Raw genomic sequence first — 23004 nt, 5'->3', positions numbered from 1 at the left:
AGTATTCATGGGAATAGTTTTTACTACAACCACTATTCATAGTATTTATAATCGGTATAATCAGTTGCGTAACTGGATGGATTTTCATCTATCCATAAAAGCTTTATAATTACGCGTTAGAATACTATAAGTATTGGGTAACTTATTTGCGCTTGAAGCGCTACCGGATACTTTCACGTCACCAAGAGGGCAATATTGTGCTACAAGAATATCGTAAACACGTAGAAGAACGTGCCGCGTTAGGTATCGTACCAGCGCCATTAGATGCTCAGCAAACTGCTGATCTTATTGAATTAATCAAAACTCCACCTGCAGGTGAAGAAGAATTCATTTTAGATTTGTTTATTCAGCGTATACCAGCGGGTGTTGACGATGCTGCTTATATTAAAGCGGGATTTTTAGCAGCTATAGCTAAAGGTGAAACTAATTCTCCACTTGTTTCTAAAGAAAAAGCGGCAGAATTATTAGGTACAATGTTGGGCGGTTACAATATCGCACCAATGATTGACCTACTTGATGACGAAACACTTGCACCAATCGTAGTTAAAGGCCTTTCAAATACATTACTTATGTTTGATGCGTTCTACGATGTTGAAGAAAAAGCAAAAGCGGGTAACACATTCGCTAAGCAAATTATTGAGTCTTGGGCAAATGCGCAGTGGTTTACTAATAAGCCAGCTGTTGCTGAAAAGATCTCAGTTACTGTATTTAAAGTAACTGGCGAAACAAATACGGATGACTTGTCACCTGCACCAGATGCATGGTCTCGTCCAGATATCCCACTACATGCTTTAGCAATGCTAAAAATTGAACGTGATGGAATTACACCAGACAAGCCAGGCGAAGTAGGTCCAATCTCTCAGCTTGAAGAATTAAAAACTAAAGGCTTACCACTTGCATATGTAGGTGATGTTGTTGGTACTGGTTCTTCTCGTAAGTCTGCAACTAACTCTGTACTTTGGTTTATGGGCGATGATATCCCGTTCGTACCAAACAAGCGTGTTGGCGGTGTATGTCTAGGTAATAAAATTGCTCCAATCTTCTTCAACACAATGGAAGATTCAGGTGCATTACCAATCGAATTAAATGTTGATGAGCTTAACATGGGTGAGCAAATCGACATTTACCCGTACGAAGGTGTTGTTAAGCAACATGGTACAGATAAAGTAATCTCTACTTTTGAGCTTAAATCTGATGTAATTTTAGACGAAGTTCGTGCTGGTGGTCGTATCCCACTAATCATTGGTCGTGGTTTAACTGATAAAGCACGTACATCACTTGGTCTAGCTCCAACTGACGTATTTAAAGTACCAACAGCAACAGAAGTATCTGACAAAGGCTTCACACTAGCGCAAAAAATGGTTGGTAAAGCATGTAACGTTGCAGGTATTCGCCCAGGTCAATACTGTGAGCCTAAAATGACAACTGTTGGTTCGCAAGATACAACAGGTCCTATGACACGTGATGAACTTAAAGATCTAGCTTGTTTAGGTTTTTCTGCAGATTTAACCATGCAGTCTTTCTGTCATACATCAGCTTATCCTAAACCTATCGATGTAAACACTCACCATACGCTTCCTGATTTCATTATGAACCGTGGCGGTGTTTCACTTCGCCCAGGTGATGGTGTAATTCACTCATGGTTAAACCGTATGTTACTACCAGACACTGTAGGTACTGGTGGTGATTCACATACACGTTTTCCACTAGGTATTTCATTCCCAGCAGGTTCGGGTGCAGTTGCATTCGCAGCAGCAACGGGTGTTATGCCACTTGATATGCCAGAATCTATTTTGGTTCGTTTTAAAGGCGAAATGCAACCAGGTATCACTTTACGTGACCTTGTACATGCAATTCCTTACTACGGTATCAAAGCGGGTTTATTAACAGTTGAGAAAAAAGGTAAAATTAACGAATTCTCTGGTCGTGTACTAGAAATTGAAGGCGTTGAGCATCTTACTGTTGAGCAAGCATTTGAATTATCAGATGCATCTGCAGAGCGTTCAGCTGCAGGTTGTGCGGTTAAACTTTCTAAAGAATCTATCGCAGAATACCTAGAGTCAAACATTGTTATGCTTAAATGGATGATCTCTGAAGGTTACGGTGATGTACGTACTATTGAGCGTCGTATTACTGCAATGCAAGATTGGTTAGCTAACCCAGAACTAATGGAAGCTGATGCTGATGCAGAGTACAAGCATGTACTTGAAATTGATTTAGCTGAGATTAAAGAACCCGTTCTTTGTGCTCCAAATGACCCAGATGATGCGCGCTTACTATCTGACGTTACTGGCGAGAAAATCGACGAAGTGTTCATCGGTTCTTGTATGACTAACATCGGTCATTTCCGCGCAGCGGGTAAATTACTAGATGGCTTTAAAGGTCAGTTACCAACTCAACTTTGGGTTGCTCCACCAACTAAGATGGATAAAGACCAGCTTACTGAAGAGGGTTACTACGGTATCTTTGGACGTGTTGGTGCACGTATCGAAACACCAGGTTGTTCACTTTGTATGGGTAACCAAGCACGCGTTGCAGACAAAGCAACGGTTGTGTCTACCTCTACACGTAACTTCCCTAACCGTTTAGGTAATGGTGCAAACGTATTCTTAGCATCAGCAGAACTTGCTGCTGTAGCGGCTATCTTAGGTAAATTACCTACTCCAGCTGAGTACCAAGAGTATGCAGCGAAGATCAATGCAACGGCTGCAGATACTTACCGTTACTTGAACTTCCACCGTATGCCTGCTTACACTAAAAAAGCAGACAAGGTTATTATTCAACAAGCTGTATAATTTTTAAAGTTTGTTTAAAAACCCGCTTCGGCGGGTTTTTTATTGACTAAAATAAATATTAGATAGTTCATGCTTCTTTTTTTATATTTTTGTATTAACTCTGGCCTTAAGTTGTTTTTAAGTTGAGTAATAAAGCAAAAAATCCTCTCAATATGCATTAAAATCCTCACCAATATTCTCATTATTTTAGGCGAGATTTTATGACAGCATTAAACAACCAGAATTTACTGCAACTACGTTTTATTAACCAAGTAAATATTGATTTGGTTAAGCCTTCTTTTGATAACCTGCCTGCAAATCCATATGCAGATGGTGCTTTTCGTAAACGTCGTTATTCAGTAGTTAAAATGCTAAATGGTGAAATAAAGTTACAAAAAACCAAAGCATTTGTTCAAGACGATTCAATTAATACTTTTCAGGGTAATGTAGAGCGTACTTACGAAAACCTAGAGCAAAGTTTACTTGAATCAGAGGGTATGAAAAATATCGTCAATGAGTTTCGCCAACTTACCGGTATTGATGAACAGCGCGATATTGAAATTCATCAGTTCCGCATGCTTGCCATTGATAGCGATACACCTGCAGCGCCAGAAGGCGTGCATCAAGATGGTTTTGACCATGTATGTATATGCGGTGTATCTCACGAGAACTTAGAAGGTGGCGAACTGCTTGTATACGAAAGCAAGCAAGCTGAGCCTTGTTTTAAAATGGAAATAAAAGACGGCATGTTTGCATTAATAAACGACCGTCAAGTGTGGCACAACGCAACACCGATGAACAAAATTGATGCTAGCAAACCAGGTTACCTGGATTGTTTTGTATTAACGTCTTAAGGAATAAGCATGAACATAACGCAATTACGTGAGCAGTTTCCAGCATTAATGCAAGACGTTGATGGTAAATCGCCAATATTTTTAGACGGACCAGGCGGCTCGCAGGTACCAACATCGGTGCTTACTGCGATGACTGCTTATTTAGGTCATTATAATTCGAACTTAGGTGGCGCGTTTTTTTCAAGTGATAAAACGGTTGAGCTGATGGCGAATGCGCGCCAAGCGGCCGCTGATTTACTCAATGCACCTAGCTCACAACAAATTGTGTTTGGTCCAAACATGACCAGCCTCACATTTAGCTTTAGCCGTGCAATTTCGCGTGATTGGCAGGCTGGCGATGAAATAATTGTAACTAACGCTGATCATTTCTCGAATGTATCGTCGTGGCAACAAGCCGCAGAAGATAAAGGTGTTGTTGTAAATACTGCGCTTATTAACGAAGCTGATTGCAGCTTAGATATGGCGCAGTTTGAAAGCTTATTAAACAGTAATACTAAGCTTGTTGCGGTAACGTATGCGTCAAATACCACAGGTTCAATTAATAATATTAAACGCATTGTAGAGCTTGCTCACAGCGTAGGCGCACTTGTTTATGTTGATGCAGTACATTACGCACCGCATGAACTTGTTGATGTACAAGCACTTGATTGCGACTTTTTAGCTTGCTCGGCGTATAAGTTTTTTGGTCCGCATTTGGGTATGGTTTACGGTAAAAAAGAGCATTTAGATGGGTTTACACCGTACAAAGTTGAGCCAGCTAAAGACATAGCACCAGGTCGCTGGGAAACCGGCACACAAAGTTTTGAAGCAATGGCTGGTTTTATCGCGGCTGTTGATTACATTGCGGCGATTAGTGAGCTTGATGATAGCCATTCACGCCGCGAAAAGTTAAGCATAGCTTTTGCTAAAACTAAACAGCACGAAATGGCGCTTAGCGAACACTTTTTAACGCGCTTGGTAAATTACCCACGCATTAAGTTGTTTGGTATTGATGATTTTGATCGCCTTAATGAGCGTACACCCACTTTTTCTTTAATTTTTGAAGGACTTGAGCCGCGCGCTGTTTCAGAATTTTTAGGCAAACAGCATATTTGTGTGTGGGACGGTAACTTTTACGCGCAAGGTTTGTGTAAGCAGTTAGGTGTACTCGACAAAGGCGGTGTAGTGCGTATTGGTTGTATGCACTACAACACTATTGAAGAGCTAGATCAGTTGTTTAATTTATTTGATGAACTGCTCGGTTAAATAATACTGATTTTGGTGCGCTAACTCTTAGGCGCACCATATATTTGTTCTGCTCGATTAAACAACACCCACGATGTTAAAATATACTTATCGTTTGATACTGGCTTATTGCCTCTATGAGTATGTGTAAAGTAGCCAGGTGCTATTACCATAGTGCCTTTTTTAGGGGCTATTTTACGGTTTTGATAATAAAATTCTGTTTCACCACCTTCTTCTACATCGTTTAAGTAAAACATAAAGAGCAACACGCGATGTAATGCTTCATTGTGCTGTAGCTGCGGATAAACTTCACTGTGCCAGTAAGGGTAGCCACCTTTATTTACTTCGTATTTTTGCGCTTGAATATTGCCAAGTCTAAAAATCTGCTGCACTAAAACGGGGAGTTGCGGCTTTCCTACTTCTTCAAAATTAGCATGAGTTAAATCAACTACCTCCCCCGTTTTTGGATGATATACCTTTAAACCAAACGCCCCAATCATCATAAAAATATGCTCTTCAATATACTTAAAAACATGCTGTGCAGTCGTTTGTTGTATATGTTTTAATTGTTGTGCATATTCGGGGTGATTGTTTAGGTGTAGATCGTGGCTGTCTTTTTTCTTTAGATCGACACCGCCCGATGTCACCCCTTGTTTTACATGCGGGCTTTGCGCGAATGTGGTAATAAATTCATCGCAAAAATCATTGCTTAGCGCGTTATCGTATACGCGAATAAAGTCCGTCATGAGTAACCTTTATATAATTATTATTGGATTTTTATGTTTATTGAAAAAGTGATGCCGCGCTTTAGTGAAACTGATGCGCTCGGACATATTAACAATACCGTACTCCCGGTATGGTTTGAAGTTGCACGTGCACCTATTTTTAAGTTTTTTACACCTGACTTAAACCCACATGATTGGAAGTTGATAATTGCCAAAGTTGAAGTGTCGTTTGTAGGCGAATTATTTTATGGCCACGAAGTAACAGTAAAAACCTTTGTAGAGCATATAGGCACTAGCTCTTTTACGCTTAGGCAAGAAGCATGGCAAGAAGCATGGCAAGATGATAAATGCTGCGCAATAGGTAAAGCCGTTATGGTGAGATACGATTTTATCGCGAAATCAAAGCAGGCCCTTAGTATTGACGAAAAAACAGCGCTTAATGAGCATATATGCCAAAGCAGCTGACCTTGAGGAGCCTATATTTTATATAACCTCCGGCGAAGCTTAATTATTGTAAATAAATAATGGCAGCTGTAAATTTTTATCGAGAAATTTTAACGTATTTAGATTGAGTTACAGGCTTCAGTTATATACTATTTATAATATATATTGTTGCGCCGTCATAACAGAAAATGTTAATTCGGTAATTTGATTGGAGAATACATGTGGTAGCTATTGCCAATAACCAGCTTTTACAAGTTATTCAGCTCAGTGATGGTAAAGATTTAACCGCTGAAATTTTGCCATTTGGTGCAATAATTAAAAGCATAAAGTTTAAAAAGCAAGAAATGACACTTTGCGTCGATGACCCTCAATACTATCTTGAAAACCCATTTTACCTTGGCGCTACAGTAGGTAGATACGCTAACCGTATTGCAAAGGGGCGTTTCAGCTTATCTGGTACGCAGTATCAATTAGAAACGAACAACGGCCCTAATAGCTTACATGGCGGTGTTAAAGGCTTTAATAAAGTACTTTGGCAAGTAACCAAACAAACTGAAAGTGAAGTTGAGCTTTATTATTGCTCGCCCGATGGTGAGCAAGGCTTCCCCGGTGAGTTACAGGTTTGGCAAACGATTAGTGCTAAAAATGGCGAGCTTGCATTACGCTTTAAAGCTACGACTAACAAAGAAACACTCGTTAATTTTACTAACCATTGTTATTTTAACCTTGATGGCAGCGAATCAATTAATGATCATTCTGTTCAAGTAAATACCAGTCACTACCTTCCCATCGATAAAACCAGCATCCCGCTTAATGAAGCGGCATTAGTGACAGGTAGTTGTTTTGATTTTACCAAACCAAGTCAAGTTGGGGAGGCATTAAGCGCCATTCATCCTCAGCTAGAAGCTGGAAATGGCTTTGACCACTGCTATATTTTTAATGATGACAGCAGTTTAAAGACGATGGCTACATTAACCTCGCCACACACGAAGGTTAATTTAACGCTCAAAAGCACTCAGCCAGGTATGCAGTTATACACCGCTAACTTCGTCGGTGCGCCGTTTAAAGCACGACAAGCTTTGTGTTTTGAAGCGCAAAATTGGCCTGACGCGCCAAACCGTGAAAATTATCCAAAAGCTAATTTATTACCTGATGAAGTTTATGAACAGGTTATTATTTACGCATTTTCGTAATTAACTCAATATGTTGATGTTAATTTAAAGAAAATAAAAAGAAAAAATACGGTAATAAATAACGCTCTACAATCAAGGAAAAGGTTGCACTTCAGCTTGATTTAAAGTATTTATAATATAAATAGTATTTGAAACTATTTGCACTAGCACAACGACACAACGACTACACACAATCAGGAGTTTTTAAAAAATGATAATTAACAATAAGTTATCGTTCAACAAGAAAACCGCGATCAGTATTGCTATCACTGGCATATTGGCAAGCGGAAACGTTGCAGCTCAAGGCGCTGAAGGCGATACGTCTACAGTAGTAAATGAGGATGTTGAAGTTATCGCAGTAACGGGTATCCGCAGCAGCTTACGTTCATCAATGTTAGATAAAAAAGCATCTAATGTTGTTACAGACGGGATTAAAGCAGAAGATCTTGGTAAATTTCCTGATTTAAACGTAGCAGAATCTCTGCAACGTATTACAGGTGTAGCAATTGACCGCAGTGGTGGTGAAGGACAAGCGGTAACTATTCGTGGTTTTGGTCCACAATTTAATACTGTACTTGTTAATGGTCGTCAAATTGCGACAGACAGTGCAGGTCGTGAATTTAATTTTGATGTATTAGCCGCAGATCAAATCACCGGTGCTGATATTTATAAAAGTAATACAGCAACGCTTCAAGAAGGCGGCATTGGTGGTACGGTTAACGTAACTACAGCACGTCCTTTTGATTTTGGTGGTTTACATATTTTAGGTTCAGTTAAAGGTATGTACGAAAGCCTTTCTGAAGAAGTATCCCCATCAACATCATTCTTAATAAGTAATACGTTTAACGATGATAAGCTAGGTGTGCTTTTTGCCATCACTAATCAACAACGTAAACTTCAAAATAACCAAATTTTAACGGCAGGTTGGCGCGGCGGCCAAACAATCTCTAATCCAACTGATGGTGTATTGTTTGAAAATGCCTATATTCCACGTAACTGGGACCAAGTTGTTGATGAGCAAGATCGTGAGCGTACAAATGCAAGTTTAGTACTGCAATATGCGCCATCTGACGATGTTACTATTACTGTTGATGGCATGATTTCAAAATTTGAAGTTGATTCAACAGTACGCGATTTAGCATCTTGGTTTGAACCAGACCGCGTAGGTAGCGCAACGATTGATCCAGAAACAGGCACGCTTTTAACTTTCTCTCAAGAAGTGGGTTTAGGTGCGCCAAGTGGCGACCCTGCAAGTGACTTTGTGTCGCACACTCGTAACTCTCGTGATGTAACTAATAAAGCATTTGGTATTAACGTAGATTGGCAAGTAAACGAATTATTAAAAGCTAAATTTGATGTGTCTCGCTCAACAGCTGAAAATGACCGTGCAGGTACTGACCGTTTTAATGTTGTAGGTATTATTAATAGCTATAGCTTTGATGGTACAGGCAGTGTTCCTACTGTTCAGCATGACGGGTTTGAAAATGGTTCACTCCCAGATCCTAGCCTTGCGCGCCTTCACTACAATGAAGTCGGTCTTCAGTTTACAGATGAAGATGAAATCACAGAAGTAAAAGCTGATTTTGAATACGTGCCAGATAAAGGCCCTGTAGATCGAATCAACTTTGGTGCTTATCGCCAAGAGCGTGAAAAATCAAGTTTTCAAGTTTATGGTACTCAATGTCAATTTTGTGGTTATGGGACGCAAGCACCACTTGATGCAATTGATTTTGAAGCCTATCAAGCAAGTAACTACTTCCCAGGTTTGATCGATACTTTTTACACCTACGACGGTGATAAAATGCTTGATTATTTAGCCGATCAAGGTTTCCCAGTAGAGCCAACATTACAAAATAACCGTTACACAATCAACGAAGACATCACCAGCCTATACATGGACTTTACGCTTGGTTTTGACCTTGCGGATATGCCTGTAACCGTTAACTTAGGTGCACGTTATTCTGAAACTGATATTGAAGTAGCTGCAATACAGAGCTTTATTAGTGATGTAATCCCAACGACGGATGCAACTTTGTTTGCTAACGTATTTGGTCCGGCTACAAGCATTGAACAAGGGACTAGCTACTCAAACTTACTACCATCTTTAAATGTTAAGTTAGAACTGCAAGACAATATGATTTTACGTTTTGCTACGTACGACAGTATTACTCGTCCAACGATGTCGCAGTTATCACCAGCGACTACGTTTAACGAGCCTCGTCGTCAAAACTTAACGGCAAATGGTGGCAACCCTGCTCTTAAGCCATTCCAATCAGAAAACTGGGATATTTCTTACGAGTGGTACTACAACGATGCTAACTTATTTAGCTTTGCAGTATTTAGTAAAGAAGTTGATGACTTCATTGTCACGCTAACAGGTGCAGAAACATTTGAAATGTCTGACCGTTCGGGTCCTGATTTTGCGTGTACTACATGTACAGACCAAGCTGATGATGAACTCAATGGTAGTTCAGAGGTATACACAGTAACTCGCCCTCAAAATGGTGAGTCAGCTAAAGTAACGGGCTATGAAGTTGGTGTGACGCACATATTTGATAATGGCTTTGGTATTATAGCCAATGCCACAGTCGTAGATAGTGACATTAGCGTAGGCGAAGACACCACACAAACGTTTGCACTTGAAGGTTTAGGCGATTCGCAAAACTTAATATTGTTTTATGAGCAAGATAACTGGCAAGCACGTGTTGCATTTAACAACCGTGAAGGCTTTTTACGCTTAGTTGATAATGGCTTTAACGGTGAACCAGTGAACGTAGAAACTTACGGTCAGTGGGATATTAGTGCAAGCTACGATATTAACGAAAACTTCACTATTTTTGCTGAAGGCATCAATATCACTGAAGAAGAGCTAGTACAAACAGGTCGTTTTGCTAACCAAATCTATTCAGTAGAAGATAATGGCTCACGTTACGCGTTTGGTATTCGTGGATCGTTTTAATTGATAGCAGAGGCAGCGACTGCCTCTTAGTTTTCATTGCAGTGCATTATAAGTCCTGTTACTAATAAAGTTAGTAGCTATTTTGCACAAAATGAGACTAATTTAAACAAATGCCCGAAAGGGCATTTGTTGTCTAACCGGTTATCAATAAAGTACTCAAAGAGTAGTCCGTTATGAATAAAACAATAAAAACAATCGCCGTAATTGGTGGCGGCACAGCAGGATGGCTGAGCGCTGCAATTATAGCTTCGTATCACCAAGGTAAAAATGGTGACGGCTTAAAAGTGATGTTGGTTGAATCGTCAGATATTCCAACAATTGGTGTAGGTGAAGGTACCTGGCCCACTATGAAAAACACTCTTCAGCAAATAGGTTTGCGTGAAGTTGATGTATTTAAAGCCTGTAACGCTACCTTTAAGCAAGGTGGTAAATTTGTAAATTGGACGCACGGCAACAACGATTTTTACTACCATCCATTTACTGTACCGCTAGGCTACGGCCGCATAGATTTAGCCCCTTATTTAGATAATGTTGAAGACTTTGCACAGCAAACTAATTTTCAACATGATATTTGCGAAGCAAGCTTAGCCCCAAGAGGTATAGCGCAAGGTGAATATCAAGGTAATTGTAATTACGCTTACCACTTAGATGCCGGCGCTTTTGCAGAAATGCTTAAACAGCATTGTAAAAGTAAGCTTGGCGTAGAGCATATTATTGGTACTGTTGATCAGGTAAAACTTGATGACGATGGTGCAATAAATGAGCTTACTCTAAAAGATAAAACCCGCACTATAAACGCCGATTTATTTATAGACTGTACTGGTTTTTCATCATTGTTATTAGGCCAAGCGCTCAACGTACCATTTAAAAAAATGGACCACGTGCTATTTAACGACAGCGCACTGGCGATGCAAGTCCCTTATGATGAAAACGATGACTCCTTAGCCAGCCATACCATAGCAACAGCGCAAAACGCTGGATGGATTTGGGATATAGGTTTAACGCACCGCCGAGGTGTAGGGCATGTATATTCAAGCAAGTTTCTATCAGACGATGAAGCAGAGCAAAACCTAAGAAACTATTTAGGCGATGCAGCAAACGGTTTAACTGCCCGTAAGATTAGCTTTGAGTCGGGCTACCGTGAAAAGTTTTGGCATAAAAACTGTGTTGCCATTGGTATGTCGGCAGGGTTTGTGGAGCCGCTTGAAGCAACCGCTATTATGCTTGTTGAAATTTCAGCACGCTTTGTAGCAGAGCATATGCCAGCAGATACACAAGTAATGCCTATTGTAGCTAAACGCTTTAACGAGCAAATGGACTACCGCTGGCAGCGTATTATCGACTTTTTAAAGCTACATTACATGCTAACCAAGCGCCCAGAACCTTACTGGCAAGCACATGTACAGCCCGATACTATTCCACAAACCCTGCAAGAAGACTTGCTTCTTTGGGGAAGCCGTGGCCCGCTTATTCAAGATTTTCATGGCGCATTAGAGTTATTCCCTGCTGCCAGTTATCAGTATGTTTTGTACGGTATGGGCTTTAAGCCAGACTTTACTAAACAGGCATATTTGTATTCACACCATGTGCAAGCCAAACAAATAATTGAACGTAACAGCCAGCTTACACAGCAGATGTTACAAACTTTGCCGCCACATCGTGCTTTTATAGAGCAGTGGCTAGCAGCTAACCCAGTTTAAGGATGTGTAACTATGGCTATTAGTGAACTCGTAAACACTAAACACCAAACATTAAAAATTAACCCCAATGCAGCAGTTGAATACGCAAAAACGCAGCATTTAGTTAATCTAAGAGCTAACGAAGTGGCAAAAGCTGCATGCGACTTACCTATTTTTTAGCCCGTAACGCGCAAAATGGCAGCTACACAATATCAGCGTTAACAAGTTTTAACGCCAGGCAAAGTTTATTGGTGAATAACAACCAATGGCAGGCACTTTACACACCAGTATGTATGCAAACTCACCCTCTTCATTTAATGACCCGTGAAGCAAACAGTAGCGATTACTTTATTGCGATTGATGAGCAAAGCTCAGCTGTAAACTCGCAGCATGGTGAGGCATTATTTGATGCTAAAGGTAACCCAAGCTTATTTTTAAATTCGCAACAAAAGCTACTTGAGAGCGATTTAAAAAATGACTATCAAACGTATCAATTTACCCAGGAAGTAGTGCGCTTAGGGCTCATTAAAAATATTGATATTGTTTTACAGTTTGAACAAGGCGAAACCCAAACCATTCAAGGTTTGAGCACCGTTGATGAAGACAAACTGCAAACATTAGATAGCAATACCATTGCAGAACTGCAAAAGAAGGGTTACTTAAGTGTGCTTAACAGCATGCTTATTTCACTGTTTCAGCTTAACGCCTTAGTGAAACTTCATAATCAGCATTCAGACCTCAAACCTTTAAAGCAAATTAAATTAGAACTAAGTAGAGATTCACACGCGCTATAGCGTGTCTATTTTCACACGCATATAAGAGACACACACATGTCAGATAATATTTTACAGCTGGTGGTTTTTGTTTTTGTCACCGCTTTAATTGGTGGCCTTACTTATTGGAAATGCCGAGGCCAAAATCGTAATAACGGACAAAGCCAAACTAAAGAGTACTTTTTAGCCGGCGGTGGCCTTACTTGGATGTTTGTTGCAGGTTCAATCACACTTACTAATTTAAGTACTGACCAGCTTGTTGGCATGAACGGTAACCAAATGGCCTTACTGGTTTGGTGGGAGCTTGCTGCAATTATAGGTTTAATTATTTTAGCTAAAGTATTCATCCCTGTTTATTACAAATATAACTGTACAACTACCACAGAGCTTTTAGAAAAGCGCTATAACAACAAACATATTCGCGCTGTTATTGGGGGATTATTCTTTTTAGGTAATGCACTTATTTATATGCCAGCGGTTATTTATTCTGGCGCGCTGTTTATGCAAACCATGTTTAAGGTTGATATTCCACTAATGTATATTGCCACCGCGTTTGCCATTATTGGTGCTGTTTATGCATTTTTTGGTGGTTTGCGGGCAGTTGCTGTATCGGATACCTACAATGGCATACTTGTACTGGGCATGGCTGTTTTAGTAGTGTTTTTAGCACTTAATGCGATTGACTATGACTTTTCGGGTATTCCAGAGGAGCGTTTAACATTAATTGGCGATGCTGATTCACCTATTCCGTGGCCAACACTTTTAACCGGTATGATCTTTATTCAAATGTATTACTGGGGTACTAACCAAACAATTACGCAACGAGCAATGGCAGCGCCTAATGTTAAAGAAGCGCAAAAAGGTATATTTGCAGCAGCAGGTATTCGCTTTTTAATCGTCCCTGCAATTGTGGTATTACCGGGTATTATTTCGTTTAAACTTTATGGCGATATTGGCGACGCTGCTTATGGTCGAATTGTTGGCGATGTAATGCCTGCATGGTTAACTGGTGTATTTGCAGCGGCAATGGCGGCGGCAGTGCTATCTACTTACAACAGTTTATTAAATTCAGCCACAGCACTATATGTGTGTGACATTCACGAAGCTTACTTTAATAAAGAGCCAAGTGTAGTAAAGCTAAGTGGTTACGTAACATTATTACTAACGAGTTTAACGCTGGTACTTGTACCAATTTATCAGCAAGCCGACAGTATTATTAACTTACTACAGCAATTAAACGGCTTATTAAGTATGCCTATATTCTCTATTTTTGTAGTGGGCTTATTATTTAAAAATGTTGATGCTCGTGCGGGTATTGCAGCGGTAATTTTAGGCGTGGTTATGTACGGTATGCTTACGTTTGCAAACTCACCACTACATACCGACATTCATTACATTCACTTAATGCCAATTACACTCATTGTATGTGTGACTTTTGCATTAGTAGTAAATAAAGTGGTATTTGGCTTAAACGCGCAGTGGGCAGGTAAAACTCCTGATCTTGATGGCGCAACGCAGACGCTAATACAAAAATAAACTACAGATAAATTAAGCTATTAAAATCGGTCACAGGTAATTCTTGGCCGATTTTTTTATTCATCAAAAAGAGAGTAATTGGATTTTTGAGTTAAGGTTAGTTTAATGTCTTTTATTGCAGTGGTACTTCCAGTGAGTTTATCTAACTATTTGCAGTGCAAAGGCTATCAAAAGTTAATTTATATGATATATACTATTATTGTTGAGAGCCACTGTCTGACCGATCGTATCTCAAGCAACGGTAAATGAGTTCACACACAAAATAACTGACTCACATACTCACATTATTTAACTCGTAATAGATTAAAAGGATAGGAAAATCATGGCCGACACTAAATCATTTTATCGATTAGACAGTGTAAACAGCACCGTTATTTTCGACTGCCAGAGCAAAACACCGGCATTACTGTACTTTGGTAAACGCCTATCTGAGCAAACAACTGAAACAATGCTTACTCAGCTAGCAACTCGTCAAGAAGTAAAATGTGCCGTGGTTGAAGAAGCGCCTATTTCTCTATCTCCTTTATTAGGCGAAGGCTTTACTGGTGCGCCAGGGCTTGAGCTAGTAAATGATTCAATTGCATGGTCAGTTGGGCCAGAGCTTCAAGAAGTACGTCAACTTTCAAGTGCGACCGTTGAGTTTGTAAGTGTAGATAAACTTCGTGGTATTGAAGTAGTACACAGCATCACGCTTGATAAAAATACTGACGTATTGAGCGCACATACTGTATTAACTAATTTAGGTGATTCGCCATTAAGTGTTAACTTTTGCGCGGCGCCAACATTTCAATTGCCAGATAGCGTAAGCAAAATAGTGAGCTTTGAAGGCCGTTGGTCAAACGAATTCCAACGTCAATCGGTTGATTTAGTGCTTGGCAGCTTTGTACGTGAAAACCGTAAAGGCAAAACATCACACGATGTGTTTCCTGGTTTATTAGTGCATAACGAAAATGCAGGCGAGCAACACGGCGAATGTTACGGCTTTCATTTAGGTTGGAGTGGTAACAATAAACTACGTGCAGAGCTTTTAGCTGAAGGGCGCCGTTATGTACAAATGGGCGAGCTATTACTTCCTGGTGAGCTTACGCTTGTTAAAGGTCAAACGTATCAAAGCCCGAGCATTTATGGCTCGTTTTCAAGTGAAGGTTTTAGCGCGCTTTCTCGTAATTTCCATCGTTTTGTTAAAGCTAATTTACTTAGCCAAGCACAACGCGAAAAAACGCGCCCTGTGCATTACAACACATGGGAAGGTATTTACTTTGATCACGACGTAGACACGCTTAAGCAATTAGCCGACAAAGTAGCCCCGTTAGGTATTGAGCGTTTTGTACTTGATGATGGTTGGTTTAAAGGCCGCCGTGGCGACAATGCTGGCTTAGGTGATTGGACAGTAGATTGCAAAATTTACCCAGATGGCTTATCGCCAGTTATAGATCATGTTAATAGCTTAGGTATGGAGTTTGGTATTTGGTTTGAACCAGAAATGGTCAACCCTGATAGTGATTTATACCGCGCGCATCCTGATTGGGTTTTAGGCTCTCAAAACAACGAACAGTTAAGCTTTAGAAATCAGCTTGTACTTGATTTAACGCGCTCTGAGGTGGTTGAGTACCTATACAAAGCCATTGACGATATTTTAGTTGAATACCCAACCATTAAGTACATTAAATGGGATATGAACCGCGATATTAACCATGCGGGTAACTTTGATGGTAAGCCGGCCGTGCATCAACAAACATTGGCGCTTTATCGTTTAATTGATCGTATTAAAGCGGCGCACCCAGGGCTTGAAATAGAAAGCTGTTCGTCAGGTGGTGCACGTGTAGATTACGGCGTACTTGCACACACAGATCGTGTATGGACGTCAGATTCAAACGATGCGCTAGATCGCCTTGAAATACAGCGTGGATGTTCGTTCTTTTTCCCATCGTCGGTAATGGGCGCTCACGTAGGCCCACGTGATTGTCATATCACAGGGCGTAATGTGAGCATTGAGATGCGTGCTGCGGTATCAATGTTTGGCCACATGGGCATTGAAATGGACCCACGTGAGCTGACCGATCACGAATACAATACACTCAAAGCGGCAATAGTACTTCACAAAGAGCATCGGGAGTTTATTCATAGCGCCGATTTATACCGCCTTGATAGCGACGATTTATCAATTAACTTTGGTTTAATCGATGAGCAAAAAACAAAAGCGTTATTTGCCTATAATAGCGTTCGCGAAACACCGCGTACAGCGCCTAATAAATTACGCTTTGTTGGCCTAGATACCGATGCACAATATACACTTAATTTAGTGTGGCCGGTAAAATTTGAAGAGTATCGCCCATCTTCTATTGCTGTGGTAAATGGTCAAACATTTACAGGTGAAGCGTTAATGCAGTTTGGCTTACAAATGCCAATTTCATTCCCGCAAACATCGCTTATTTTTGAACTTACAAAAGCGTAATTTTAAATATGGGCAGCAAAAAGGGAGCTAATTAGCTCCCTTTTTTAATCTGTCAAAAGTAACTTTTTACTACACCAGCTTTGATTCGATAAGCTCAAGCGCTTCTTCTAAAATAGTTTCTACTGCTTTTTTAGCCAGCTCTGGGTTACGTGATTTTATGGTATTTAAAATGTCTGCATGCTTTGCTACATCAGCACCGGGTACACCTTTAATATGGTTAGTGTAGCGAATACTTACACGTAATGCGGTGCTAATAAACTCAGTCAATTGTACAAAAAATCGATTGTTGCTGGCCACTAATATACTGGTATGAAAGGCAATATCAGCTTCGAGAGGATCATCTAATCCTTCATCGGCATCGGCCATACGCGCTAATGCATTATCTATTTCAACGAGTTGTTCAGCAGTTGCATTCACCGCTGCAAGCGCTGCAGCTTGAGGCTCAAGTGCTACACGGACTTGGGTAAATTCTTTTAATAAAGAAAGTGACGGTTTGCTGCTTAAAATCCAACGCAGTACGTCGGTATCAAACATGTTCCAGCTACTTTCAGGTAATACACGAATACCCTGCTTAGGACGCGACGAAATTAATCCTTTAGCAGAGAGCATTTTTACCGCTTCGCGAGTGGCACTACGGCTCACATCGTATTTTATACATAAGTCAGCTTCCGACGGCAGACCTTCACTTACAGGGTACACGCCACGCACAATAGCAAAACCCAAATCATGGGTTAGTTGGTGTGTTAAGTTTTGACGAGGTTGGCTTTTCATTGTGCGAGTTTCCGAGTTCATATTGCTAGATTATATATCATATATCATATTAATGTACGTAAGGATATGGTATAAACTTTTTATTAGTTAAGTATTTTAACACAGTAATAACAATTTGGTTTGGCCCTTTATGTTGTAAGTATCAGTTTATAAAGGGTTTAAATAAGATTTTATATGTGCTGTATGGAGAGTTGAATTTGAACACCCTCGCTCAATATCATAGTCTTTCTGGTAAAGTTATTTTTATTACTGGTGGTGCATCAGGCATCGGTAGAGCAATGGTCGAATCATTTACTAAGCAAAATGCCAAAGTTGCTTTTATCGATATAGATGACGATGCTGCGCAGGCGCTCATTAACAATCTCCCACAAGCTAACTTATGGTACAGGCAAGTTGATGTAACTGATTCCCATGCTCTGCAGCAATCATTAGTTGATGCGTGTGCTGCCCTTGGTAGCGTCAATGTACTGGTCAATAACGTAGCAAATGATCGCCGTCAACCTAGCGAAGACGTTACAGTGCAAGACTGGGATCAGTGTCTGCAAATTAATTTAAATCCAGCCTTTTTTGCTTCCCAAGTCGCTATGTCATTTATGCAGCGAGAAGGGGCGGGCAGTATTATAAACTTTAGTTCTATCAATGCCATAATGGGCCAACCGCAAATGGCCGGTTACGTTACCGCTAAAGCAGGTCTTATAGGCATGACTAAGGCACTTGCTCGTGATTATGGCGAGTTTGGTATTCGCGTAAATGCTATTTTACCTGGGTGGGTGGCTACCGACCGTCAATTAGCAAGCTGGTTTACGGAGGCCGAGCAAGTAAAATGGATGGAAGCTATGGCGCTTAAAAAGCTAGTTTCACCTGAGGATGTTGCTAATTTAGCGATGTTTTTAGCGGCAGATGAAAGCAGTATGATTACCGGGCAGGGCATTAAAATTGACGGTGGGAGACTTTAAAGTTTGACTACTTCATCTCTTTTTATAGCCGTTGATTGGGGTACCAGTCATTTACGTGCTTATTTGTGCCGTGTTAACGCAAAACAACCGCTTACATTACTTGAACAACGTGATGGGCCAGGTGTTGTAAAAGTTAATCAAGACTTTGAGCAAACGCTTCTTAGTGCTATCGAGCCTTGGAGTCAGCAGTATGGCTGCGTACCTGTATATATAGCAGGGCAAATCACATCAAGCATAGGTTGGTACGAAACGCCCTATCTAGAGTGCCCTATAAACCCTGAGAGTTTACTCGATGCTGCTATTAGCTTTAATTGTGCAGGGCATACTATTAAAGCCTTGCCTGGTACTAAGTGCACCCTACAAAATTCTTTATTTGATGTAATGCGCGGTGAAGAGCTGCAAATTTTAGGGTTTTTAAAACAAAACCCAGAGTATCAACAGGGTAAAATATTACTGTGTTTACCAGGTACACATACTAAGTGGGTACTTATAAACCATGGTGAAATAATCTGCTTTAAAACCGCAATGACTGGCGAGTTATACGATTTACTGTGCCACCAAAGTGTATTGATACCCAGTGACTGTGAAGAGGGCGACTTTGATTGGAAAGCATTTGATCAAGGGTGCAAACTCACGCTTGGCAGTGATAGTGGTAATTTAGCGCATGGTATTTTTAGTGTGCGTACTCGTCAGCTTTCAAAGGAGTTAACACCTGTACAAGCTAAAGCGTATTTATCGGGTGTGTTAATTGGCAGTGACGTACGAGCAGCACGCCATGCCAGTGAGTGGCAATTGCAAAGTAATACACAAGTTGTGGTAGTGGGAACCAAACAGCTTAATAAATGTTTTTCTACGGCACTTAACCAAATAGGCGTTAAATGTGTTGAGTTTGACATTAAAATGGCTACGTTGAGCGGTTTTAATTTTTTATATCAATCAGCTTAATTAAGTGAGCGATTTTGAAGTAAGAAAATCGGGTCGATAACAAGGTGAGAATTTCGTTATTTAGTTGTTCTATATCAGAAATTATTAACATAGTTAGCGCCAGGTTTAAGCCCTCAAATTGACCAAGTGTTATTGCGGATTGGTATTATATAACCGAGAAAATTAAACCCCTTCATAATGATTAAATTATAAAGGGGTTTCGTAGAAAGCTTTTAGGGCTATTGCAGCCAATTTCTTTAGCGGTTATTAAGCAATTTTGGCCGCTTTGCTTTGTTCAATATAATTATTAAGGGTGGTAGTTTGGGTTTCACTAAAGCGCAGTCCTAACTTTGTGCGGCGCCATAATATGTTATATGCGTTTTGTGCCCACTCTTCATTTAATAAAAAATCGACCTCTGCTGCAAATAAGTTATGCCCAAAATCTTGACCTAAATCGCTTAGTTGTTTTGCATCACCCAAAATATTTATAGTGCGCGTACCATAGGTGCGTACAAAGCGATTTAGCATTATTTGTGGTAACCAATTATAGGTTGTTTGTAATTGCGCTTTAAGTGCTTCTACAGAGCTAAAATCGCCACCTGGTAACGCACCATGTTTAGTCCAAGCTTCACTCATTTGCGGGTAAAAGTCTTCAAGCTTGTTAACCGCAGCTTCGGCAAGTTTACGGTAAGTTGTAATTTTTCCGCCAAACACACTCAGTAGAGGTGTTTGTTTAGCATCACTCGAAAGCTCTAGTTTATAATCGCGAGTAACGGCTTGTGCATTAACTGATTCATCATCAAGTAATGGACGTACACCTGAAAAAGTATGCACAATATCTTGGCGTTTAATCGGAGTTTTAAAGTAGCTATTAGTAATCTCGATAAGGTAATCGATTTCTTCTTCACTAATTTTAACGTCTTGTGCCTCACCTTTGTGCTCAACATCAGTCGTGCCAATAAGTGAGTAATCATCTTCAAACGGAATAACAAACACAATACGCTGATCTTTGTTTTGTAAAATATAAGCTTGCGGTTCGTTATGAATGCGTGGCACGACAATGTGGCTGCCTTTTACAAGGCGAATATTTTGTGGTGATTTTTCTTCGAGTGCTTCATCAAAAAGCTTAGCAACCCAAGGGCCCGCTGCATTTACAATGCCTTTAGCAGCAATACTGTAATGCGATTTTGTACTTTGTTGCTCAAGCGTTACTTGCCATTTATCTTGCTCACGATGCGCTTTGACACATTTAGTTTGTGTGGCAATTACTGCGCCTTTTTGCTGCGCTGCAAGGGCGTTTAAAATAACTAAGCGAGAGTCATCAACCCAGCCATCAGCGTATTCAAAACCTTTAGTAATTGAAGGTTCTAGTACGCTATGCTCGCCAAATTTAATGCTCTTCGATGCAGGTAACGTAACTCGTTTTGCTAGGTTGTCATACATAAATAAGCCAATGCGGATCATCCATGCAGGGCGTAAATGCTTTTGATGGGGTAATCTAAACGTAAGTGGCCACATAATGTGAGGGGCATTTTTAAGCAGCACTTCTCGCTCGGCTAAGGCTTCTTTTACTAATCTAAATTCGTAGTGCTCAAGGTAGCGCAGACCACCGTGGATCAGCTTGGAGCTGTTTGAAGACGTTGCAGAAGCTAGATCTGACTGTTCGCACAAAAGTACTTTAAGTCCTCTACCAGCAGCATCTGCTGCTATGCCTGTGCCGTTTACGCCGCCACCGATGACTAGTAAGTCATATTCGTTATCTGCTAATTTCACCGAGCACCCTTCTATTTATAATATAAATAATACATAAAGCATCATAAAGCTGCTGTTTTCATTTGACAATAGAAAACCCAATTTTTTATTTGTTAATTTTGACGCGAATCCACTTTCAATTTGGAGCAGTAAAGTGTGCCTTTTAAATCGAGCATTTAGCTAAGTTAAAAAAGACAAAGTGACTAAAGTATTAGCCTTAGCCACTTAGTATTTACTGCGGGCAATTTTTATTTGTTAAGCACACTTGAGCTACACAGTGCTGCCATTTTGCATATAAATCATTACGCTCGTCGGCACTCATAGTTGGCTCAAAACGACGGTCACATGTCCACATTTTCGATAACTGCTCAGTTGATTCGTAAACGCCGGTTTGTAAGCCTGCTAAATAAGCGACCCCTAAAGAGGTGGTTTCGGTCACCGTTGGACGCTCTACTGTTGCACCTAAAATGTTTGATAGGAAGGTCATAACCCAATTGTTTTTTACCATGCCGCCATCTACACGAAGCACACTCGGGCGAAGGCCATCACGCTCCATCGCTTTTTGTAAATCTTTGGTTTGATAACCCACTGATTGCAAAGCAGCCGCAACAATAGTGCTAATTCCTGAGTCGCGTGTAAGACCTAAAATAGCGCCACGTGCATTTGGGTCCCAATAAGGTGCACCTAAACCCGTGAACGAAGGCACTAAAAATACACCATGATCGAGGGGGACATCTTTAACCATCGATTCACTTTCGCCAGCATGACTAAGTAGCTTTAAGCCTTCAACAATCCACTGCATAGTCGCGCCAGCCATAAAGATACTGCCTTCAATGGCGTAAGTTGGTTTGCCGTTTAGTCTATAGGCAACAGTAGTCAGTAAGCGGTTTTCTGAGGTCAGTGCTTTTTCGCCAGTGTTAAGCATTAAAAAACAGCCAGTGCCATATGTACTTTTTGCCATGCCTTGCTCAAAACATGCATGACCAACAAGGGCTGCCTGTTGATCACCAGCAATACCACATACACGAATTGGTGCACCAAAAATATCAGCGCTCGTTGAGCCAAATTCGTCGGCTGAGTCCATTACTTCTGGCAGCATAGATTCTGGAATATCGAATAACTCTAGAAGCTCTTGATCCCACTGCTGGGTATGAATATTAAATAACATAGTACGGGATGCATTCGTTGCATCAGTGCGATGTTCTTTACCACCTGTTAGTTGCCAAAGTAGGTAAGTGTCAACCGTACCAAAAGCCAGTTCGCCAGCGAGGGCTTGTTCGCGTGCGCCTTCAACATTATCTAAAATCCAACGAACTTTAGTGGCTGAAAAATAAGGGTCAAGTAGCAAGCCTGTTTTTTCGCTAATAGTTTGACAAAGTTCATCGGTAGTAAGGCTTTCGCAATAGTCACTAGTGCGTCTATCTTGCCAAACAATCGCGTTATAAATCGTTTTGCCTGTTTTTTTGTTCCATACTAGGGTGGTTTCGCGTTGGTTAGTGATACCTATAGCGATAATTTCTTCAGGCTTTACATCTTGTTTAGCGAGTACTTCGCGACTAGTGCTAAGCACTGTTTGCCAAATATCGTTAGGATCGTGCTCAACCCAGCCATTTTGTGGAAAATGCTGAGGAAATTCTTGCTGTGCTGTACCAAAAACGTCTGCATCTTTTGTAAACAAGATGGCACGAGAGCTTGTGGTTCCTTGATCAATTGAGAGTATGTATTTGGACATATTTATTAATATTATTTATCTTATATATAGCTAGATTGCCTTTAACGTTAGCTAATGGCAATGGTTTTTTCTTAAAATATCTTACTAAAAAGTAAACTCGCCTGTTTTTATTGATAACTTTTAAAAAGCAGGGCGTTTTACTTTTAGTAAATTTTAAGTGCGAGCGCGACTATTTAAGAGAAGCAGTCGCTTTTAGTGAGTTACTTAACTTGAAATCTGACGGACTATTGCAAGTAAATTCAACGCAGTTAACGCTGAAAATAGCTGCTTGAGA

Annotated in this window: 17 protein-coding genes; 13 read left to right on the top strand and 4 right to left on the bottom strand. The window is 40.4% G+C overall.

Translation table 11 applies throughout. The features are described from left to right. Positions 1-197: 197 nt before the first annotated feature. The 3 genes from acnB to P4S65_RS03225 all read left to right on the top strand — a co-directional run bounded on the left by acnB (position 198) and on the right by P4S65_RS03225 (position 4873). Positions 198-2795, top strand: a complete 2598-nt coding sequence (gene acnB / locus P4S65_RS03235) for a bifunctional aconitate hydratase 2/2-methylisocitrate dehydratase (protein WP_033039455.1) — start codon at positions 198-200, stop codon at positions 2793-2795. A 200-nt stretch (positions 2796-2995) separates the two neighbouring features. Beyond that, positions 2996-3628: a 2OG-Fe dioxygenase family protein gene (locus tag P4S65_RS03230; RefSeq protein ID WP_008133367.1), complete on the top strand. Its 633-nt coding sequence runs from the start codon at positions 2996-2998 to the stop codon at positions 3626-3628. 9 nt (positions 3629-3637) lie between these two features. Further along, positions 3638-4873 (top strand): cysteine desulfurase-like protein, encoded by a 1236-nt coding sequence (locus P4S65_RS03225; protein ID WP_337119567.1) that lies wholly within the window; start codon positions 3638-3640, stop codon positions 4871-4873. Between the two features lie 20 nt (positions 4874-4893). Here the strand turns inward: P4S65_RS03225 and P4S65_RS03220 are convergent, their stop codons facing one another. Further along, positions 4894-5598, bottom strand: coding sequence for a 2OG-Fe(II) oxygenase (locus tag P4S65_RS03220; protein WP_149605717.1), 705 nt, complete (start codon positions 5596-5598; stop codon positions 4894-4896). Between the two features lie 33 nt (positions 5599-5631). Here P4S65_RS03220 and P4S65_RS03215 point away from each other — a divergent pair, with 33 nt between their 5' ends. From P4S65_RS03215 to P4S65_RS03180, 8 genes are all read left to right on the top strand, one after another. Continuing rightward, positions 5632-6042 (top strand): acyl-CoA thioesterase, encoded by a 411-nt coding sequence (locus P4S65_RS03215; RefSeq protein ID WP_337119566.1) that lies wholly within the window; start codon positions 5632-5634, stop codon positions 6040-6042. 200 nt (positions 6043-6242) lie between these two features. Continuing rightward, complete coding sequence (locus tag P4S65_RS03210) at positions 6243-7214, top strand: aldose epimerase family protein (RefSeq protein WP_149605718.1); 972 nt, start codon at positions 6243-6245, stop codon at positions 7212-7214. Positions 7215-7404: 190 nt separating this feature from the next. Next, positions 7405-10152, top strand: coding sequence for a TonB-dependent receptor (locus tag P4S65_RS03205; protein WP_096793914.1), 2748 nt, complete (start codon positions 7405-7407; stop codon positions 10150-10152). A 173-nt stretch (positions 10153-10325) separates the two neighbouring features. Then, the gene (locus P4S65_RS03200) at positions 10326-11852 is read left to right on the top strand and encodes a tryptophan halogenase family protein (protein WP_337119565.1); all 1527 of its coding nucleotides are present in this window, start codon (positions 10326-10328) and stop codon (positions 11850-11852) included. A gap of 12 nt (positions 11853-11864) precedes the next feature. Continuing rightward, positions 11865-12011 (top strand): hypothetical protein, encoded by a 147-nt coding sequence (locus P4S65_RS03195; protein WP_337119564.1) that lies wholly within the window; start codon positions 11865-11867, stop codon positions 12009-12011. Beyond that, positions 11990-12625: a SapC family protein gene (locus P4S65_RS03190; RefSeq protein ID WP_337119563.1), complete on the top strand. Its 636-nt coding sequence runs from the start codon at positions 11990-11992 to the stop codon at positions 12623-12625. The genes P4S65_RS03195 and P4S65_RS03190 overlap by 22 nt, the downstream gene beginning before the upstream one ends. A 36-nt stretch (positions 12626-12661) precedes the next feature. Continuing rightward, the gene (locus P4S65_RS03185; RefSeq protein WP_007376244.1) at positions 12662-14140 is read left to right on the top strand and encodes an SLC5 family protein; all 1479 of its coding nucleotides are present in this window, start codon (positions 12662-12664) and stop codon (positions 14138-14140) included. Between the two features lie 322 nt (positions 14141-14462). Beyond that, positions 14463-16595, top strand: coding sequence for an alpha-galactosidase (locus tag P4S65_RS03180; RefSeq protein ID WP_096793911.1), 2133 nt, complete (start codon positions 14463-14465; stop codon positions 16593-16595). 69 nt (positions 16596-16664) lie between these two features. Here P4S65_RS03180 and P4S65_RS03175 read toward each other — a convergent pair whose 3' ends face one another. Continuing rightward, complete coding sequence (locus tag P4S65_RS03175) at positions 16665-17366, bottom strand: FadR/GntR family transcriptional regulator (RefSeq protein ID WP_007376246.1); 702 nt, start codon at positions 17364-17366, stop codon at positions 16665-16667. Positions 17367-17563: 197 nt separating this feature from the next. On the opposite strand from P4S65_RS03175, the gene P4S65_RS03170 reads away from it, so the two are divergent. Together P4S65_RS03170 and P4S65_RS03165 are read left to right on the top strand one after the other, a co-directional pair. Next, entirely contained in the window at positions 17564-18322 is a 759-nt protein-coding gene (locus P4S65_RS03170) for an SDR family NAD(P)-dependent oxidoreductase (RefSeq protein WP_007376247.1), read from the top strand. Positions 18323-18325: 3 nt separating this feature from the next. After that, entirely contained in the window at positions 18326-19267 is a 942-nt protein-coding gene (locus tag P4S65_RS03165) for a 2-dehydro-3-deoxygalactonokinase (protein ID WP_007376248.1), read from the top strand. 246 nt (positions 19268-19513) lie between these two features. On the opposite strand, the gene glpD is transcribed toward P4S65_RS03165, so the two are convergent. Both glpD and glpK read right to left on the bottom strand, forming a co-directional pair. Next, the gene (gene glpD / locus P4S65_RS03160; RefSeq protein WP_337119562.1) at positions 19514-21019 is read right to left on the bottom strand and encodes a glycerol-3-phosphate dehydrogenase; all 1506 of its coding nucleotides are present in this window, start codon (positions 21017-21019) and stop codon (positions 19514-19516) included. Between the two features lie 211 nt (positions 21020-21230). Further along, the gene (gene glpK / locus P4S65_RS03155; RefSeq protein WP_033014813.1) at positions 21231-22730 is read right to left on the bottom strand and encodes a glycerol kinase GlpK; all 1500 of its coding nucleotides are present in this window, start codon (positions 22728-22730) and stop codon (positions 21231-21233) included. Positions 22731-23004 lie beyond the last annotated feature (274 nt).

It is taken from the genome of Pseudoalteromonas sp. B131b (assembly GCF_037162545.1).
Taxonomy (GTDB): Bacteria; Pseudomonadota; Gammaproteobacteria; order Enterobacterales; family Alteromonadaceae; genus Pseudoalteromonas; species Pseudoalteromonas fuliginea.
This window is presented reverse-complemented; position numbering and strand designations above follow the sequence as displayed.

Bases quoted from the DNA above. Each gene is read 5' to 3' on its own strand.
- P4S65_RS03230 (WP_008133367.1), top strand. From the start codon at position 2,996: ATGACAGCATTAAACAACCAGAATTTACTGCAACTACGTTTTATTAAC.
- P4S65_RS03225 (WP_337119567.1), top strand. From the start codon at position 3,638: ATGAACATAACGCAATTACGTGAGCAGTTTCCAGCATTAATGCAAGAC.
- P4S65_RS03220 (WP_149605717.1), bottom strand. From the start codon at position 5,598: ATGACGGACTTTATTCGCGTATACGATAACGCGCTAAGCAATGATTTT.
- P4S65_RS03215 (WP_337119566.1), top strand. From the start codon at position 5,632: ATGTTTATTGAAAAAGTGATGCCGCGCTTTAGTGAAACTGATGCGCTC.
- P4S65_RS03205 (WP_096793914.1), top strand. From the start codon at position 7,405: ATGATAATTAACAATAAGTTATCGTTCAACAAGAAAACCGCGATCAGT.
- P4S65_RS03200 (WP_337119565.1), top strand. From the start codon at position 10,326: ATGAATAAAACAATAAAAACAATCGCCGTAATTGGTGGCGGCACAGCA.
- P4S65_RS03195 (WP_337119564.1), top strand. From the start codon at position 11,865: ATGGCTATTAGTGAACTCGTAAACACTAAACACCAAACATTAAAAATT.
- P4S65_RS03190 (WP_337119563.1), top strand. From the start codon at position 11,990: ATGCGACTTACCTATTTTTTAGCCCGTAACGCGCAAAATGGCAGCTAC.
- P4S65_RS03185 (WP_007376244.1), top strand. From the start codon at position 12,662: ATGTCAGATAATATTTTACAGCTGGTGGTTTTTGTTTTTGTCACCGCT.
- P4S65_RS03180 (WP_096793911.1), top strand. From the start codon at position 14,463: ATGGCCGACACTAAATCATTTTATCGATTAGACAGTGTAAACAGCACC.
- P4S65_RS03175 (WP_007376246.1), bottom strand. From the start codon at position 17,366: ATGAAAAGCCAACCTCGTCAAAACTTAACACACCAACTAACCCATGAT.
- glpK (WP_033014813.1), bottom strand. From the start codon at position 22,730: ATGTCCAAATACATACTCTCAATTGATCAAGGAACCACAAGCTCTCGT.